The organism is Sutcliffiella horikoshii (assembly GCF_021991925.1).
Taxonomy (GTDB): domain Bacteria; phylum Bacillota; class Bacilli; order Bacillales; family Bacillaceae_I; genus Sutcliffiella_A; species Sutcliffiella_A horikoshii_F.
Window position 1 is genome coordinate 734,927 of the sequence record NZ_RXZI01000001.1, and the last position, 14,622, is coordinate 749,548.

A 14,622-nucleotide genomic window follows, 5' to 3' on the forward strand; every position below is an offset into this window, starting at 1 on the left:
AGCCCGTATGTAAATGGGTATAATGATATCTTGTGATAAAGATTTAGTGAGAGAGTGAGTGAGTGTTGGGAGAGAAACAGAAAATTATCGTAATCATCGGACCGACAGCAGTCGGGAAGACCAAAACGAGTCTGGAATTGGCAAAGGCATTAAACGGAGAAATCATCAGCGGGGATTCCATGCAGATATATAAGGGTATGGATATTGGTACCGCTAAGGTGAGGAAGGAGGAAATGCAAGGAATTCCTCATTACTTGATAGATATCAAGGAACCAACTGACGCCTATTCCGTAGCTGAATTCCAACAAGATGTCCGTCATCGAATCGCCGAGATTGCCTCAAGGGGGCATCTTCCCATTATTGTTGGCGGGACGGGTCTTTATATCCAATCCGTTTTATTTGACTACCAATTTTCCGAAAGTGGCAAGAACGAAGAAGTTCGAAAAGGTCTTGAGAAGAGAAGTAGAGAGGTTGGTTTCGAAAAGCTCCATGCCGAGCTTTCGGAAATCGATCCTAAAAGTGCTGCGAATATCCATCCTAATAATGTGCGACGGGTCATTCGTGCACTGGAAATCTTTTATACAACAGGGAAAACGATGTCTGAATATCAAGAAACCCAGCAGCCTGAGCCATTATATGATGTTGCACTTATGGGACTTACGATGGAACGCGAAATACTGTACGATCGGATCAATCTCAGAGTGGACATGATGGTAGAAGAAGGCCTGTTTGAAGAAGTGCAAAATCTTTATGATAAGGGCTTGCGTGATTGTCAGTCCATTCAAGCTATCGGGTATAAGGAATTGTATGCATTCTTTGATGGAAAAGTTTCAAAAGAACAGGCAATAGAAGATTTAAAGCAAAATTCAAGAAGGTATGCCAAACGCCAGCTCACATGGTTCCGAAACAAAATGGATGTTACGTGGTTTGATATGACGCATGGAGATTTTGAACAAAAGTTATCACAAATTTTTACGTTTATTGCAGGAAAGCTTCAACTTGAAGCGAATAAGTAAGGTAGATAGAGATAAGAGGAGGACGAAAAGATGAAGCAATCGATTAATATCCAAGATCAAGTTCTGAATCAATTAAGAAAAGATGGAACAAGTGTAACGGTATTCTTGCTGAATGGATTTCAACTTCGCGGTTTAATTAAAGGGTTTGATAATTTCACTGTGCTCCTGGAAACAGAAGGGAAGCAACAGTTGATTTATAAACACGCCATCTCTACTTTTTCTCCATCTAAGAATGTTCAAATTGAAACAGAAGTATAAAACCAGCCTAAGGCTGGTTTTTTATTTTTGCATTCAAAATTAACATAAAGCTCCTCTATCTACATATATTTAGTAAATAAATGGAGGAATTCTCTCCATTTGTTTTTGTTCGAAAAATAATGGTCGGGAAAAGGAATTATTTCTCGGGAAAGCGCATAATATGACAGGTTTGTCAATAGTTTGTTGAAAATAAAAGAAACATGTAAAAGAAAATCGAATAAACGAACAGAAAGAGTTAAAAAAAAGAGAGTGTGTCTTTATTGCATCGAGATATGTCGGATTTTGGTACGGAAATGAGGTGGACGCTCTTGGATCAATCCATGACAAATCAGAACGGGAAAATAAATATTGTATTGAATGGACAGAAAAAACCTTTAAAAGTAACTCATGTACAAACAATGGTAGAGCCCTATACACCCACCAATCATACAATTCTACAAGAAATAGAAAGAGAGCTTGGGGAGCTGGTCGGCCTCCAGGAAATGAAAAAAGTGGTAAAGGAAATCTATGCGTGGATCTATGTGAACAAAAAAAGGGAAGAAGCTGGATTGAGAATAGAAAAACAAGTGCTTCATATGATGTTCAAAGGAAATCCCGGTACAGGAAAAACGACAGTGGCAAGATTGATTGGTAAGTTGTTTTGTGACATGAATGTGCTTTCAAAGGGCCATCTGATAGAAGCGGAGCGGGCGGATTTAGTTGGAGAGTATATTGGACATACCGCTCAAAAGACGAGAGATCTAGTTAAGAAAGCGCTTGGAGGAATATTATTTGTGGATGAAGCCTATTCATTGGCCCGAGGTGGGGAAAAGGATTTCGGTAAGGAGGCCATTGATACTCTTGTAAAGCATATGGAGGATAAACAGCACGAATTTATCCTTATACTTGCAGGCTATCAACGGGAAATGGAGGAATTTTTGAGAACCAACCCGGGGTTAATATCACGTTTTCCCATTATTGTTGATTTCCCCGATTATACCGTGGAGGAGTTAATGGAAATCTGCCAACGAATGCTAAAGGACCGTGAATATCTACTAAGCAAAGAGGCGGAATGGAAATTGAGGGAGCATCTGAATCAAATGAAAAGTGTGTTGATGCCATCCACCTTCAGTAATGGCAGATATATTAGGAACATGCTTGAAAAGTCCATCAGAACGCAGGCGATGCGGCTGTTAATGCATGACAGATTTGATAGAAATGAATTGTTGACAATTGAAGCCAGAGATCTATTATTAAAGTGGTAATGGTAGATAACTGTTTTCATAAGCTTTGTTGCTTTTTCTGCCGTGATATTTCCCCTACTGTACAATTGCCGGCCTGAAAAGAATTCTAATAGAAATAGCAGCCTGGTGGCTGCTATTTTCTGATTATCCGATATTTTTGCCTATTTGTTCGAAATCTTCTTTGATGGCATCTGCGGTTAGTTGCCCAGACAGGGTCACCATCGGAACGCCGCCGCCAGGGTGGGTGGATCCGCCAGTGAAGTATAGATTGTTCAGAATTTTGCTGCGGCACGGAATCTTGAAACCGCCATTCTTTTTCCGGTCTGTCACCACTCCATATATGGATCCTCCGTTAGCTCCATATAAATTTTGTAAATCATTCGGTGTAAAGGAGTATTCAAATTCTATGGAGTCTTTTAACCCGCCAAGTCCCATTCTTTCCAACTTGGTAAGGACTTTTTCACGGTATATATCTTTATATTCCTCCCATGTTTCCCCTTCCTTCAAAGGAGGAACATGTGTTAGAACGAATAAATTCTCCTTACCCTCAGGTGCTTGAGTAGAGTCCGTTTTAGAGGAAACACCTATATAGATCGTTGGATCCTTTGCAGGCAGTCCTTTGTTGAATATGGTGTCAAACTCCACTTCAGGATCTCTGGAAAAGAAAAAGTTATGATGTGCCAACTGTTCATATTGTCTGTTCACTCCAAGTAAGAGGACCAGGCCAGAGACCGTAGGAGTATATTTCACCAGATCGTTTGCTGCACTCTCAGCCATAGGAACATCTTTCAACAGGGTTTTATACGCAGGAATCGCTTCAAGATTGGAGACAACAAGATCGGCATCGATTTCCTCCCCATCTTCCAACAGCACTCCTGTAGCTTTGTGTCCCTCAGTGAGGATTTTGCGGACCGATGCATTCAATTTATATTCTACCTTCATCTCGTCAAGGAGCTTCTGCATCGCTTCGGCAATTTTATACATCCCGCCCTTCACATAATAAATTCCAAGCCCTAGCTGTACATGTGTTAGTTGGGAAAGTACGGCAGGTGCGTGGTAGGGAGATGAGCCGATGTACATGATCATGAAATTGAAAAGTTGTTGAAAATGCTTGTCTTCAAAGTACTTCTTTGTAATCTGATCCATGGATTTCATTGGATCCATGCCAATAAGTTCTTTAAGATTATGCAATGCACGCAGTTCTGATAAACCTGATAAACTCTTCTTATAAAAACTCTTCAAGCTGTATTCATACATTCTGCTGCAATAGTTCAGGTATTCAAAAAATCCGTTTGCATCTTTTGCAGATTGTTCCCTGATCTGCTCAAGCATCTTAGGGAGGTCGCTTGTCACATCGATCGTCGTACCATCTTCAAAAAAAGTTCTCCACTGAGGTTCGACTCTCTCGATTGTGATGTAATCATGAAGGTTGCGATTCGCGCTCGCAAATAATTGCTCTAACACCCAAGGCATCGTCAAAATGGATGGACCGGTATCAAATGAAAAGCCTTTTCCGGACCGAATATTCAGTTTGCCTCCTAGTCGCTCGCCCTTTTCAATCACTTTTACCTCATATCCGTCTGCGGAAAGGCGGATGGCTGCAGATAGGCCACCAAGTCCACCACCTATTACTACTACTTTCTTATTCATTTTTTTCCTCCTTATGAAAACCTAGCTGTTTGACTAGACTGTTTAATATTAGTTTATAGGAATGGGTTTTCAATTTTCCATTTTGCCCTTTTTTTACATTTTCATAACTATACTGATTAATTATTGGAGGATTTGACATGATATTGTTCATAACGTTGATGACATTGTTGCTGGGAAGAATCCTGTTCTTTCACATTCCTACTTTCCGCGTACAAGATGGTAAGCTAGAACATTTGAAGAAAGTGACCATCATTATTCCTGCTAGAAATGAAGCGGGGAATCTCCCGCATCTTTTAAAGTCCTTACAACCGTATCGTAAAAAAGTAAAAGAAATTCTTGTAGTGGATGATCACTCGATTGATAACACTTCGGAAGTGGCGAAGTACTTTGGCGCGAGAGTGTTAAAATTGAAAGAACTCCCGGCAGGTTGGTTTGGTAAATCATTTGGTTGCTGGAATGGTGCATTGCAGGCTAAAGGGGATATCCTTCTTTTTCTGGATGCCGACACGGTAATCATGGAAAATGGGTTGGAAAATATGCTGGCTGCTTACAAGGGTATGGGGGAAGTGATTTCAGTTCAACCGTACCACATGATAAAAGAAAGATATGAAAGTTTATCTTCCTTCTTTCATCTAGTGATTATGGGGTCTCTCGGTGCTTTTCATCTTTTGCAAAAGTGGATCCCAGTTAAAGGTGCCTTCGGGCAATGTATGCTCATTCACCGGCAGGATTATTTTAAATACGGTGGACATGAGGCGATACAAGGAGAGTTGATGGAAAACATGGCGTTTGGTTTCATCGTTCAGAATCATGGAGGGAAAGTTCGTTGCTTCAGTGGTTTAGGTGCAGTCCAGATGAGAATGTACCCGGAAGGAATACGCGATTTGTGGAGAGGCTGGAGTAAAAGCTTTGCAACCGGTGCTTCAAGAACAAATATAATATATTTGCTTTTCATTTCTTTATGGATTGGTGGATTAGTAACATTTCTGACAAGTTATCAATCCCTCCCGATGGAGCTGTATATAGGGGTTTACATACTAATAGCGTTACATATTAAAAGAACCTTATCGCCTGTTGGGACGTTTGGGTGGGGAACGGCTTTACTTTTTCCTTTTCACCTGCTTTTCTTTATTATACTGTTTGCTTACTCCTGTTTTCAGACCTTTTTCAAAAGAAATGTTTCTTGGAAAGGGAGGAAAATCGATTTATAGGAGCGTGATGGAGGATGTTGATGGAACTGGGAACACTCACAGGAACGATAGTGAACATTTTGGCATGGCTCTTTATTCAGCTTGGGATCGCCTACTTTGCTCTAAAAATACCAAAAGAATGGATATCCCATGAGAATGCATGGTTTATAGAAAGGAGATGGGAAAGTACCGTATACAGCCTAATTAAAATAAAAAAGTGGAAAGATCGACTTCCAGAGGCTGGAGGCATATTTAATAGCGGTTTTTCGAAAAAAAGCTTAAAAAGCAAGAACGGAGACTATCTCCGCCTGTTTGTAGTGGAAACAAGAAGAGGGGAACTGACACATGTCATGGTGATGCTTCCAGGGGTGCTGTTCTTTCTTTGGAATCCCGTTCATGTAGGTTGGATGATGGTTTGCTATGGAATTCTTGTGAATTTGCCGTTCGCTTTGTTGCAACGATATAACAGGCATCGTTTATTAAAAATAATCGGCAAACAAAAACAGGAGGCTGTTACACCTCCTGAGGATCGGTCGCTTGGTGACATAAAATCAACACATATTTAAGCTTGAGTTTGCAAGCTTCTATTCGGCAATTTCCATTTATAGGTGTACGATAATACACGTAATGTAACAATTCCTACAAATAAAATATAAAGATGGATTGGAGAACTTGCAATACCGAATGCGATGATAAGGCCCGCGAGGATCGCCCATGCTGCATAAATTTCTGCTCTCAAGACAAGTGGTTTCCTGCCTGCAAGCAAGTCGCGAATAATACCGCCACCACTTCCTGTCAGAACTGCAGCGACTACTACTGCACTGATTGGGTGGTTCATGCTTGTTGCGTATAATGCCCCTTGGATGGCAAATGCAGCAAGACCGATGGCATCAAAAAAGTTGCCCCACTTCCGCCAATGCTTTAGTAGATTGTTCGGAAACAGGAAGACGGCTGTCATGGCGACGAGGGCTACCTGAAAGAGCATCCCTTGTTCCCAAAGTGCAGAGATAGGAACCCCTATTAAAAGATTTCGCACCGCTCCTCCGCCAAAGGCTGTCACAATCCCTAATATATAAACACCGAGTATGTCATACTCTTCTTCCATAGCGACTATCGCTCCACTTATTGCGAATGCGATGGTCCCGATAATGCTGAAAACTTCCCAAGTCATGCGATCACTCCGTTACTAGGTCAAACATTAAAAGCCTACCTGATTTTATATAGAAATCAGCAGGAATGCAATAGTTTTAAAGGATTTAATAGAGAAAAAACGTATATTTTGATATGATGATAAGAACTTGTTCCACTTTACATTCATTTTAGAAAAAGGCTCTTTTAATAGTGAAAATTCGGCAATTGGACTTTTTACTGCGTATTTATTCTAAATATGCACATCACTTAATTAATATCGCAGAGAAAAGAGCACGACAGTAAGGCATATAACATAACGGTAGGCTTGAAAATACGTAAAAGCAACAAAGTTTACGAAAATAGCCTACATAAAAAAGGGGTTACGCATTTGAACGAAACATTAAACAAAGACAAAGAACGGGTCATTCTCGTAGGTTGCCAACTGCCAAAAGATGATGACCAAACATTTTTTTATTCAATGGATGAACTGTCATCCCTCACCAAGACAGCCAATGGGGAAGTTCTTGTCACGCTTACACAAAAAAGGGAAAGGGTTCACCCTGCTACATATATAGGTAAAGGTAAGATAGAAGAACTTATCCAGCTTGAAGAAGAGTTGGAGCCTGAGATTATTATATTCAATGGGGAATTGGCGCCGAGTCAAAACAGAAACCTTTCCAAAGTGCTGAATGCCAGAATTATTGATCGCACGCAGTTAATTTTGGATATTTTCGCCCAGCGCGCTAAATCAAAAGAAGGTAAACTCCAAGTGGAACTTGCTCAGCTTCAATACCTACTGCCACGTCTTGGTGGGAAGGGTGTGGAACTGTCCAGACTAGGAGGAGGAATTGGAACAAGAGGACCGGGTGAAACAAAATTAGAGTCGGATCGAAGGCATATCAATAGAAGAATTGTGGATATCAAGACACAATTATCCTCCATCGTCAGTCACCGTGAACGCTATCGTGAGCGTAGAAAGCGTAACCAAGCTTTTCAACTTTCACTTGTCGGTTATACAAATGCGGGCAAATCGACCATTTTCAACCGTTTGACCGAAGCTGGGACTTTTGAGGAAAACCTCTTGTTCGCCACACTTGATCCCACAACCAGAAAAATCATGCTGCCATCAGGCTTTCACGCCCTTTTAACGGATACAGTAGGATTCATTCAGGACCTACCGACCTCCCTTGTTGCGGCGTTCCGCTCTACACTCGAGGAAGTAACAGAAGCGGATTTGATACTACACGTAGTAGACAGCTCAAGTCCAGATCATGTTAATCATGAGAAAACGGTGGATAAACTGCTGAAGGAGCTAGGAGTAGAAGGAGTTCCGGTATTAACAATCTATAATAAAAAGGATCAAACGACCGAGGGGTTTACACCAGCATATAATGAAGAGATATTGCATATAAGCGCACTCGATAAGGAAGACATAAAGAGGTTGACTGCCAAATTAGAAGCAATGATAAAAGGGCAAATGGATCCCTATCATATTGCTGTCCCTTCATCAGAAGGAAAAATGATTGCGCAATTGAAGCAAGAAACTGTCTTGGAAAATTTGGTCTTTAGAGAAGAGGAAGAAAGTTATTCGGTAGAAGGCTATTATTTTGATAATTCAAAATTGGCTTCCGTGATTCAACAAAGAATGAAGAAATAGAGGAGAATACAAATGTTCCATTTATTACAGCATGGGGAAGTCATTGAACCAATTGTACGTAAGGTTGAAGAGAAGCTCCAAGAAAGCTTTCAACAGGTAGATGCAAATGTAGAAACGAATCAATTCAGAGTATTAAAAAGCTTTCAGGGGAATCGAGTAAGTGATTCTCATTTCATTCCATCAACGGGTTACGGATATGATGACATCGGACGAGATACATTAGAGAAAATCTATGCAGAAGTATTCGGCGGGGAAGCGGGACTTGTGCGTCCACAGATCATTTCGGGAACTCATGCTATCTCCATCGCCCTCTTTGGAGTGTTACGTCCAGGAGATGAATTGCTTTATATAACAGGCAAGCCATACGACACCCTTGAAGAAATCGTAGGAATAAGGGGCAGTGGTGTGGGATCTCTAAAAGAGTACAACATCGGCTACAAGACCATCGATTTAAAGAATAATCGTGGAATAGATTGGGAGAGCGTCAGTAATGCCATCACACCTTCTACCAAAATGATTGGCATACAACGTTCAAAGGGCTATGCCACTCGCCCATCCTTTACAATAGAAGAGATAAAGGAAATGATCCGTTTTGTAAAGGAAATCAAACCAGACGTAGTAGTGTTTGTAGATAACTGCTATGGGGAATTTGTAGAACTTTCAGAGCCTTGTCATGTTGGAGCGGATCTGATGGCAGGATCACTGATAAAAAACCCTGGTGGGGGCATTGCCAAAACGGGCGGATATATCGTAGGGAAAAAAGAGTTGGTGGAAGCCTGTTCCTATCGGATGACTTCCCCTGGCATTGGTGCAGAGGCTGGTGCGAGCCTTTATAGCCTACAGGAAATGTATCAAGGGTTCTTCCTTGCTCCCCATGTTGTGGGACAAGCCTTGAAAGGTGCGATGTTCACCGCGGCATTGTTGGAGGAGCTTGGGATGAATACTTCCCCAAGTTGGGATGCACAACGCACTGATCTGATTCAATCTGTACAGTTTGATGATAAAGATAAGATGATTGCCTTTTGTCAGGCGATTCAATATGCTTCTCCTGTCAATTCTCATGTTACACCATATGCCAATTACATGCCGGGATATGAAGATGATGTCATCATGGCTGCGGGAACATTTATCCAGGGTGCTAGTATTGAACTGACAGCTGATGGACCAATCAGGGCACCATATGTTGCGTATGTACAAGGTGGTCTGACATATTCTCATGTCAAGATTGCGGTTTGTAGTGCAGTAGATCATTTGATTAGTAAGGGATTGTTAGATAAATAAAAATTTTATTATGAGCCTGGGGGATCCCAGGCTTTTTTTTATGACAAGTGAGGGGTGAAGACGAAATTTTGAGCGGAATATTTAGTCGAGGAGGGCGGCATGAAGGGGATGAGAACAATCTTGGGTGTGATACTGGGGTGAGATTATTATTATGGGGTCTATGAGAAGAATCTCGAGTGTGATTTTGGGATGAGATTGTCATTATGGGATGCATGAGAACAATCTCGAGTGTGATTCTGGCTTGAGATTGTCATTATGGGGTGTATGAGAACAATCTCGGATGTGATTTTGGGATGAGATTGTCATTAAGGGATGTATGAGAACAATCTCGAGTGTGATTCTGGCTTGAGATTGTCATTATGGGGTCTATGAGAACAATCTCGAATGTGATTTTGGGATGAGATTGTCATTAAGGGATGTATGAGAACAATCTCGAGTGTGATTCTGGCTTGAGATTGTCATTATGGGGTGTATGAGAACAATCTCGAATGTAATTTTGGGATGAGATTGTCATTAAGGGATGTATGAGAACAATCTCGGATGTGATTTTGAGATGAGATTGTCATTATGGGATGTATGAGAACAATCTCGAATGTGATTCTGGGTTGAAATTGTCCTCACGGTTTCTACGAGAACAAACTTAAGTAAGACCGATTAAATGGTATGTTTTTAAATGTGCGGAACAGGTTATAGATAAAAGGGACATTAAAATCTTCATACATAATTGTCGCAAGCCGCTTTTCATATTCTTATTCCTTAGAATTATAGCCTTATATAAAAATGATGTTAGAAAACCTAACATAATCTTGACAGATTATCTAACATCGCATAAAATAAGAGTAACTTCATAGGAAATGATGAAAGGAGGATTTGTAGTGAGTGACAATATCAGACGTTCAATGCCTTTATTTCCAATAGGAATTGTCATGCAACTAACGGAATTGTCAGCTCGACAAATCCGGTATTATGAAGAAAATGAGCTTGTGTTTCCAGCACGTTCAGATGGAAATCGCAGACTTTTCTCCTTCAATGATGTTGATACCTTATTAGAGATCAAAAACCTCATTGAACAGAAAGTCAATATCGCGGGTATCAAACAGTTAATGGCAGTCAAGCAACAACAGACCTCCCCTACGCAGGAAGTGACAAAAGAGGCTGCAAAACCGGAGCTCTCAGATGACCAGCTACGAAAACTGTTACGTGCGGAAATGATGCAGGCTGGAAGATATAATCGAACGAGTCTTCGCCAAGGAGACATGTCCCGATTTTTCCATTAATTATTTTGAGTTTTTTGGTAAGTTTTTATTAAAACTATAATAGTAAAAATTTCGAGGAGGAACTTATTTATGGCTAAGTACACACACGAGGATATTAAACGCATTGTGCAAGAGGAAAATGTAAAGTACATCCGTCTTCAATTTACGGATATTTTGGGAACAATCAAAAATGTGGAGATCCCAGTAAGTCAATTAGAAAAAGCGTTGGATAATAAAATGATGTTTGACGGATCATCCATTGAAGGTTTCGTACGTATCGAAGAATCCGATATGAACCTTTACCCTGACCTTGACACTTTCGTAGTATTCCCATGGACTTCTGAAAAAGGGAAAGTTGCCCGCTTCATCTGCGACATCTACAATCCAGATGGAACTCCATTTGAAGGCGATCCTCGTGCTAACCTAAAGCGTATGCTAAAAGAAATGGAAGACCTAGGATTCTCTGATTTCAATGTTGGTCCTGAGCCAGAGTTCTTCCTATTCAAGTTAGATGCAAAAGGCGAGCCTACATTAGAACTAAACGATAAAGGTGGATATTTTGACTTAGCTCCAACGGACCTTGGTGAAAATTGCCGTCGTGATATCGTTCTTGAACTAGAAGAAATGGGCTTTGAAATTGAAGCGTCCCACCATGAGGTAGCTCCTGGGCAACATGAAATTGATTTTAAATATGCAAATGCCATCACAGCTTGCGATGATATCCAAACGTTCAAGCTTGTTGTAAAAACGATTGCTCGTAAGCACGGTTTACATGCGACATTCATGCCTAAACCATTATTCGGAGTGAACGGTTCAGGTATGCACTGTAACCTTTCCTTATTCCAAAATGGCGAGAATGCGTTCTACGATCAAAATGGCGATTTGGAATTGAGTGACAACGCAAGACACTTCATCGCAGGTATCATCAAGCATGCTACAGCGTTTACAGCGGTAACAAACCCTACAGTAAACTCTTATAAGCGTCTTGTACCAGGATACGAAGCACCTTGTTATGTTGCATGGTCCGCTCGTAACCGTAGCCCATTGATCCGTATCCCGGCATCCCGCGGAATCTCCACTCGTGTAGAGGTTCGTAGTGTAGACCCTGCAGCCAACCCTTACCTTGCAATGGCTGTATTACTGCAAGCTGGTCTTGACGGCATCAAAAATAAATTGGAAGCACCAAAACCGATCGACCGTAACATCTATGTAATGAACAAAGAAGAGCGTGTGGCTGCTGGTATCGCAGACCTTCCTGCAACACTTGCTGCTGCCCTTGAAGAATTAAAATCAAATGAAGTTATCCAAGCTGCCCTAGGTGAGCATTTACTTGAGCACTTCATTGAAGCAAAAGAAATCGAGTGGGATATGTTCCGTACCCAGGTTCACCCATGGGAGAGAGATCAATACCTGACTCAGTACTAAGATTTTCAAAACCTTCGCACTTACTAGTGTGAAGGTTTTTTATGTTTTGTGATTTCTGTACTGTCATAATATCCTTTTAAATCAAATATGCTTTAGTAGAAAGTGTACAAGGGAGTGGCAATATGGCAAAAGTGAATCATTCTACTATAACCGCTGAAATGATTGAAAGGTATTATGAGTGCAATAAACAAAAGAAAGAAATAGAGAAACAGATGGAAGAGCTGAAAGAGCGATTTCATCTTTATTTTGACAAAAGCTTTGGAACGGATGAAAAAGCAGAAATTATCATGGGGGGATACAAGTTGCAAAGGCAGGTCAGGATCTCCGAAAGATATTCTGATGAAACGGTCCATAAACTTGAGGCTTTAAGCATGAATGAATTGATAAAGACGGTTAGAAAGCCAGATGATGCAAAAATCAAAGCTGCCATTCAGCTCAATCTTATTAAAGAAGAGGACTTGGAAGGCTGTTTGGTTACCAATTCTTCATTGGCTATATCAGTTAAGCCGCTTACGCCAAAATAATCGAGAGGGGGAATATAAAATGACAGAACAAAGACAAATCAGACCGGTTTCAAAAGGTGCATGGTTCCGAATAGTGTTTCTGGCATTTGCTCTTCTTAACCAATTGTTGGTCGTTTACGGGAAATCACCGTTACCTTTTACGGAGGCACAGTTGGAGCAATTATTTAGTATAATCTGGACTTCTGTTGCTGCGATTATTGCATGGTGGAAGGACAATGACTGGACTGAAAAAGCCAGAAGTAGAGTGAAGTAGTGTATATGTGGGACCGAGGTGATAACACCTTGGTTTTTTGTTATTTCATTTGATAGTCAAAATGACTAAGTGGAGTGATGAGGAGCATGAAAGTATTACTTTTTGCAGATCCCGGTATTGATGACTCATTAGCGATAATCTATGCATTGCTTCATCCTGAAATAGATGTGATGGGAATTGTTACAGGTTATGGGAATGTCTCTGTGTTCGATGCAACAAGAAATGCTGCCTATCTATTGGAACTGGCAGGAAGGTCTGATATTCCGGTAATAAGGGGAGCTTCCCAACCGCTAAGTGGTATTCATACAGTCTTTTATCCTGAGATACACGGACCACAGGGGTTAGGGCCGATAGTGCCGCCAGAGGATTTTCAAGCTGATGTTAGTCCATTTGAACTGATGTTTGAGATTATTGAGAGGAATATTGAAGATATTGTAATTGTGGATGTGGGGAGACAAACCACCCTTGCTTTCGCCTACAACCTCCGACCTGAACTTATGGAGCAAGTGAAGGAGGTATACCTCATGGGTGGAGCATTCATGGTTCCCGGTAATGTAACAGATATAGCAGAGGCCAATTTTTGGGGAGATCCCATTGCAACTTCGGTTATTTTGAACAAAGCCAAAAAAGTATATATTACCCCACTTAATGTAACAAACAGGGCGATAGTGACGAGGGATATTGCGACATACATTTTTAATCATACGAGCAGCCCCTACAAATATTTGATTCCAGCTGTAACTAATTATTATGCTAAATTCTACGACCAGGTGATGCCAGGTATAGATGGTTCCCCAGTGCATGATGTATTCACTCTTTACTATCTATTAAATAAGGATAAAACATATACCATCAAGAGAGACGTAAGGATTGCGATTGTGGACGGAAGCAGAGGGCAAAGTATAGCAGACTTAAGGATGGTCTATAAAGAACCTGAACTTGAGCATTATATAGCAATGGATTTTAATTATAACCATTTTATTGAAGATTTTATAAGGATTAATTTGCGAGAAGGAGGAGAACTCGCTTAGCTGCCTTATTTACAGCTGTATAAATTGCAGTGAAAAGTTAATTATAAAGGCATAGCGAGTAAATGGGGTGACACTGCAATGGATTTAAATTGGATATGGAAAGCGATTTTGATTACGATCATTGGTACTTTTTTATTAAGAATAGCTGGAAGAAAATCCATTTCTCAAATGACATTAGCTCAAGTGGTAATTATGATCGGTATTGGTTCCCTGTTAATTCAACCTTTAGCTGGGAAAAGTATCTGGGTTACATTCGGAGTGGGAATCACACTTGTAGTAACGCTTGTTATGATGGAACTTTTACAACTTAAATCCGACATTTTTGAGAAATTAATTACGGGGAAGGCGAAAGTATTAATAGAAAATGGAAAATTAAATGAAAAAACATTGAAAAAATTAAGATTTACCATTGATCAATTGGAGATGAAACTGAGACAAAATAGTATCTCTAGTATAAGTGATGTGAAGTGGGCAACACTTGAACCGAACGGACAATTAGGGTTTGAATTAACAGATCAAGCAAAGCCGATAACAAAGAAGGAATGGAATCTCCTTTATCAAGAAATCCAGCTCTTAAAAATAATGATAGATCCTTCTAGTAAACCAAGTCGAATAAATGAAGAGAAAAATGGGAATTTATTTACCGAAGTAAAAAATGGAAAACATAAACTAAAAGAACGACCTAGTGAAACACTTGATTAACCATACAGTTCTAAAAAAACTAATA

At 40.4% G+C, this 14,622-nt stretch carries 15 protein-coding genes; 13 read left to right on the forward strand and 2 right to left on the reverse strand.

Annotated elements, in window-relative coordinates; all coding sequences use genetic code 11:
• Window positions 1-65: 65 nt before the first annotated feature.
• From miaA to spoVK, 3 genes are all read left to right on the forward strand, one after another.
• Window positions 66-1,016, forward strand: coding sequence for a tRNA (adenosine(37)-N6)-dimethylallyltransferase MiaA (gene miaA, locus EKQ44_RS03545; RefSeq protein WP_237662552.1), 951 nt, complete (start codon window positions 66-68; stop codon window positions 1,014-1,016).
• A 30-nt stretch (window positions 1,017-1,046) separates the two neighbouring features.
• Window positions 1,047-1,274: an RNA chaperone Hfq gene (hfq, locus tag EKQ44_RS03550; protein ID WP_237662161.1), complete on the forward strand. Its 228-nt coding sequence runs from the start codon at window positions 1,047-1,049 to the stop codon at window positions 1,272-1,274.
• A gap of 293 nt (window positions 1,275-1,567) precedes the next feature.
• On the forward strand, window positions 1,568-2,518 hold the full coding sequence (gene spoVK / locus EKQ44_RS03555) for a stage V sporulation protein K (protein ID WP_237662553.1): 951 nt from the start codon (window positions 1,568-1,570) through the stop codon (window positions 2,516-2,518).
• A 123-nt stretch (window positions 2,519-2,641) separates the two neighbouring features.
• On the opposite strand, the gene EKQ44_RS03560 is transcribed toward spoVK, so the two are convergent.
• Entirely contained in the window at window positions 2,642-4,147 is a 1,506-nt protein-coding gene (locus EKQ44_RS03560) for a phytoene desaturase family protein (RefSeq protein WP_237662162.1), read from the reverse strand.
• A gap of 137 nt (window positions 4,148-4,284) precedes the next feature.
• Here EKQ44_RS03560 and EKQ44_RS03565 point away from each other — a divergent pair, with 137 nt between their 5' ends.
• Window positions 4,285-5,358, forward strand: coding sequence for a glycosyltransferase family 2 protein (locus EKQ44_RS03565; RefSeq protein ID WP_237662164.1), 1,074 nt, complete (start codon window positions 4,285-4,287; stop codon window positions 5,356-5,358).
• A gap of 20 nt (window positions 5,359-5,378) precedes the next feature.
• Entirely contained in the window at window positions 5,379-5,903 is a 525-nt protein-coding gene (locus tag EKQ44_RS03570) for a glycosyl-4,4'-diaponeurosporenoate acyltransferase CrtO family protein (protein ID WP_237662165.1), read from the forward strand.
• Here the strand turns inward: EKQ44_RS03570 and EKQ44_RS03575 are convergent.
• On the reverse strand, window positions 5,900-6,508 hold the full coding sequence (locus tag EKQ44_RS03575; protein ID WP_237662166.1) for a trimeric intracellular cation channel family protein: 609 nt from the start codon (window positions 6,506-6,508) through the stop codon (window positions 5,900-5,902). The two genes, EKQ44_RS03570 and EKQ44_RS03575, sit on opposite strands and share 4 nt — an antisense overlap.
• A 348-nt stretch (window positions 6,509-6,856) precedes the next feature.
• On the opposite strand from EKQ44_RS03575, the gene hflX reads away from it, so the two are divergent.
• The 8 genes from hflX (at window position 6,857) to EKQ44_RS03615 (ending at window position 14,597) form a co-directional block, all read left to right on the forward strand.
• Window positions 6,857-8,125 carry a GTPase HflX gene (gene hflX / locus EKQ44_RS03580; RefSeq protein ID WP_237662168.1) on the forward strand — a complete coding sequence of 423 codons (1,269 nt, stop codon included), beginning with the start codon at window positions 6,857-6,859 and terminating at the stop codon, window positions 8,123-8,125.
• Between the two features lie 12 nt (window positions 8,126-8,137).
• Entirely contained in the window at window positions 8,138-9,406 is a 1,269-nt protein-coding gene (locus EKQ44_RS03585; RefSeq protein ID WP_237662169.1) for a methionine gamma-lyase family protein, read from the forward strand.
• A gap of 875 nt (window positions 9,407-10,281) precedes the next feature.
• Entirely contained in the window at window positions 10,282-10,683 is a 402-nt protein-coding gene (locus tag EKQ44_RS03590) for a MerR family transcriptional regulator (protein WP_237662171.1), read from the forward strand.
• A 69-nt stretch (window positions 10,684-10,752) separates the two neighbouring features.
• Window positions 10,753-12,087 carry a type I glutamate--ammonia ligase gene (gene glnA / locus EKQ44_RS03595; protein ID WP_237662173.1) on the forward strand — a complete coding sequence of 445 codons (1,335 nt, stop codon included), beginning with the start codon at window positions 10,753-10,755 and terminating at the stop codon, window positions 12,085-12,087.
• Window positions 12,088-12,209: 122 nt separating this feature from the next.
• The gene (locus EKQ44_RS03600; RefSeq protein WP_237662174.1) at window positions 12,210-12,611 is read left to right on the forward strand and encodes a hypothetical protein; all 402 of its coding nucleotides are present in this window, start codon (window positions 12,210-12,212) and stop codon (window positions 12,609-12,611) included.
• A gap of 19 nt (window positions 12,612-12,630) precedes the next feature.
• A complete protein-coding gene (locus EKQ44_RS03605; protein ID WP_237662175.1) occupies window positions 12,631-12,864 on the forward strand; it encodes a phage holin in 234 nt (77 codons plus the stop codon).
• Window positions 12,865-12,941: 77 nt separating this feature from the next.
• Window positions 12,942-13,895, forward strand: a complete 954-nt coding sequence (locus EKQ44_RS03610) for a nucleoside hydrolase (protein WP_414491240.1) — start codon at window positions 12,942-12,944, stop codon at window positions 13,893-13,895.
• Between the two features lie 78 nt (window positions 13,896-13,973).
• Window positions 13,974-14,597: a DUF421 domain-containing protein gene (locus tag EKQ44_RS03615; RefSeq protein WP_237662179.1), complete on the forward strand. Its 624-nt coding sequence runs from the start codon at window positions 13,974-13,976 to the stop codon at window positions 14,595-14,597.
• Window positions 14,598-14,622: the final 25 nt, after the last annotated feature.

What these genes read in the sequence shown, in the direction of transcription:
- hfq (WP_237662161.1), top strand. Translation starts at nt 1,047, where the DNA reads ATGAAGCAATCGATTAATATCCAAGATCAAGTTCTGAATCAATTAAGA.
- spoVK (WP_237662553.1), top strand. Translation starts at nt 1,568, where the DNA reads ATGAGGTGGACGCTCTTGGATCAATCCATGACAAATCAGAACGGGAAA.
- EKQ44_RS03560 (WP_237662162.1), bottom strand. Translation starts at nt 4,147, where the DNA reads ATGAATAAGAAAGTAGTAGTAATAGGTGGTGGACTTGGTGGCCTATCT.
- EKQ44_RS03565 (WP_237662164.1), top strand. Translation starts at nt 4,285, where the DNA reads ATGATATTGTTCATAACGTTGATGACATTGTTGCTGGGAAGAATCCTG.
- EKQ44_RS03570 (WP_237662165.1), top strand. Translation starts at nt 5,379, where the DNA reads ATGGAACTGGGAACACTCACAGGAACGATAGTGAACATTTTGGCATGG.
- EKQ44_RS03575 (WP_237662166.1), bottom strand. Translation starts at nt 6,508, where the DNA reads ATGACTTGGGAAGTTTTCAGCATTATCGGGACCATCGCATTCGCAATA.
- EKQ44_RS03585 (WP_237662169.1), top strand. Translation starts at nt 8,138, where the DNA reads ATGTTCCATTTATTACAGCATGGGGAAGTCATTGAACCAATTGTACGT.
- glnA (WP_237662173.1), top strand. Translation starts at nt 10,753, where the DNA reads ATGGCTAAGTACACACACGAGGATATTAAACGCATTGTGCAAGAGGAA.
- EKQ44_RS03600 (WP_237662174.1), top strand. Translation starts at nt 12,210, where the DNA reads ATGGCAAAAGTGAATCATTCTACTATAACCGCTGAAATGATTGAAAGG.
- EKQ44_RS03605 (WP_237662175.1), top strand. Translation starts at nt 12,631, where the DNA reads ATGACAGAACAAAGACAAATCAGACCGGTTTCAAAAGGTGCATGGTTC.
- EKQ44_RS03610 (WP_414491240.1), top strand. Translation starts at nt 12,942, where the DNA reads ATGAGGAGCATGAAAGTATTACTTTTTGCAGATCCCGGTATTGATGAC.
- EKQ44_RS03615 (WP_237662179.1), top strand. Translation starts at nt 13,974, where the DNA reads ATGGATTTAAATTGGATATGGAAAGCGATTTTGATTACGATCATTGGT.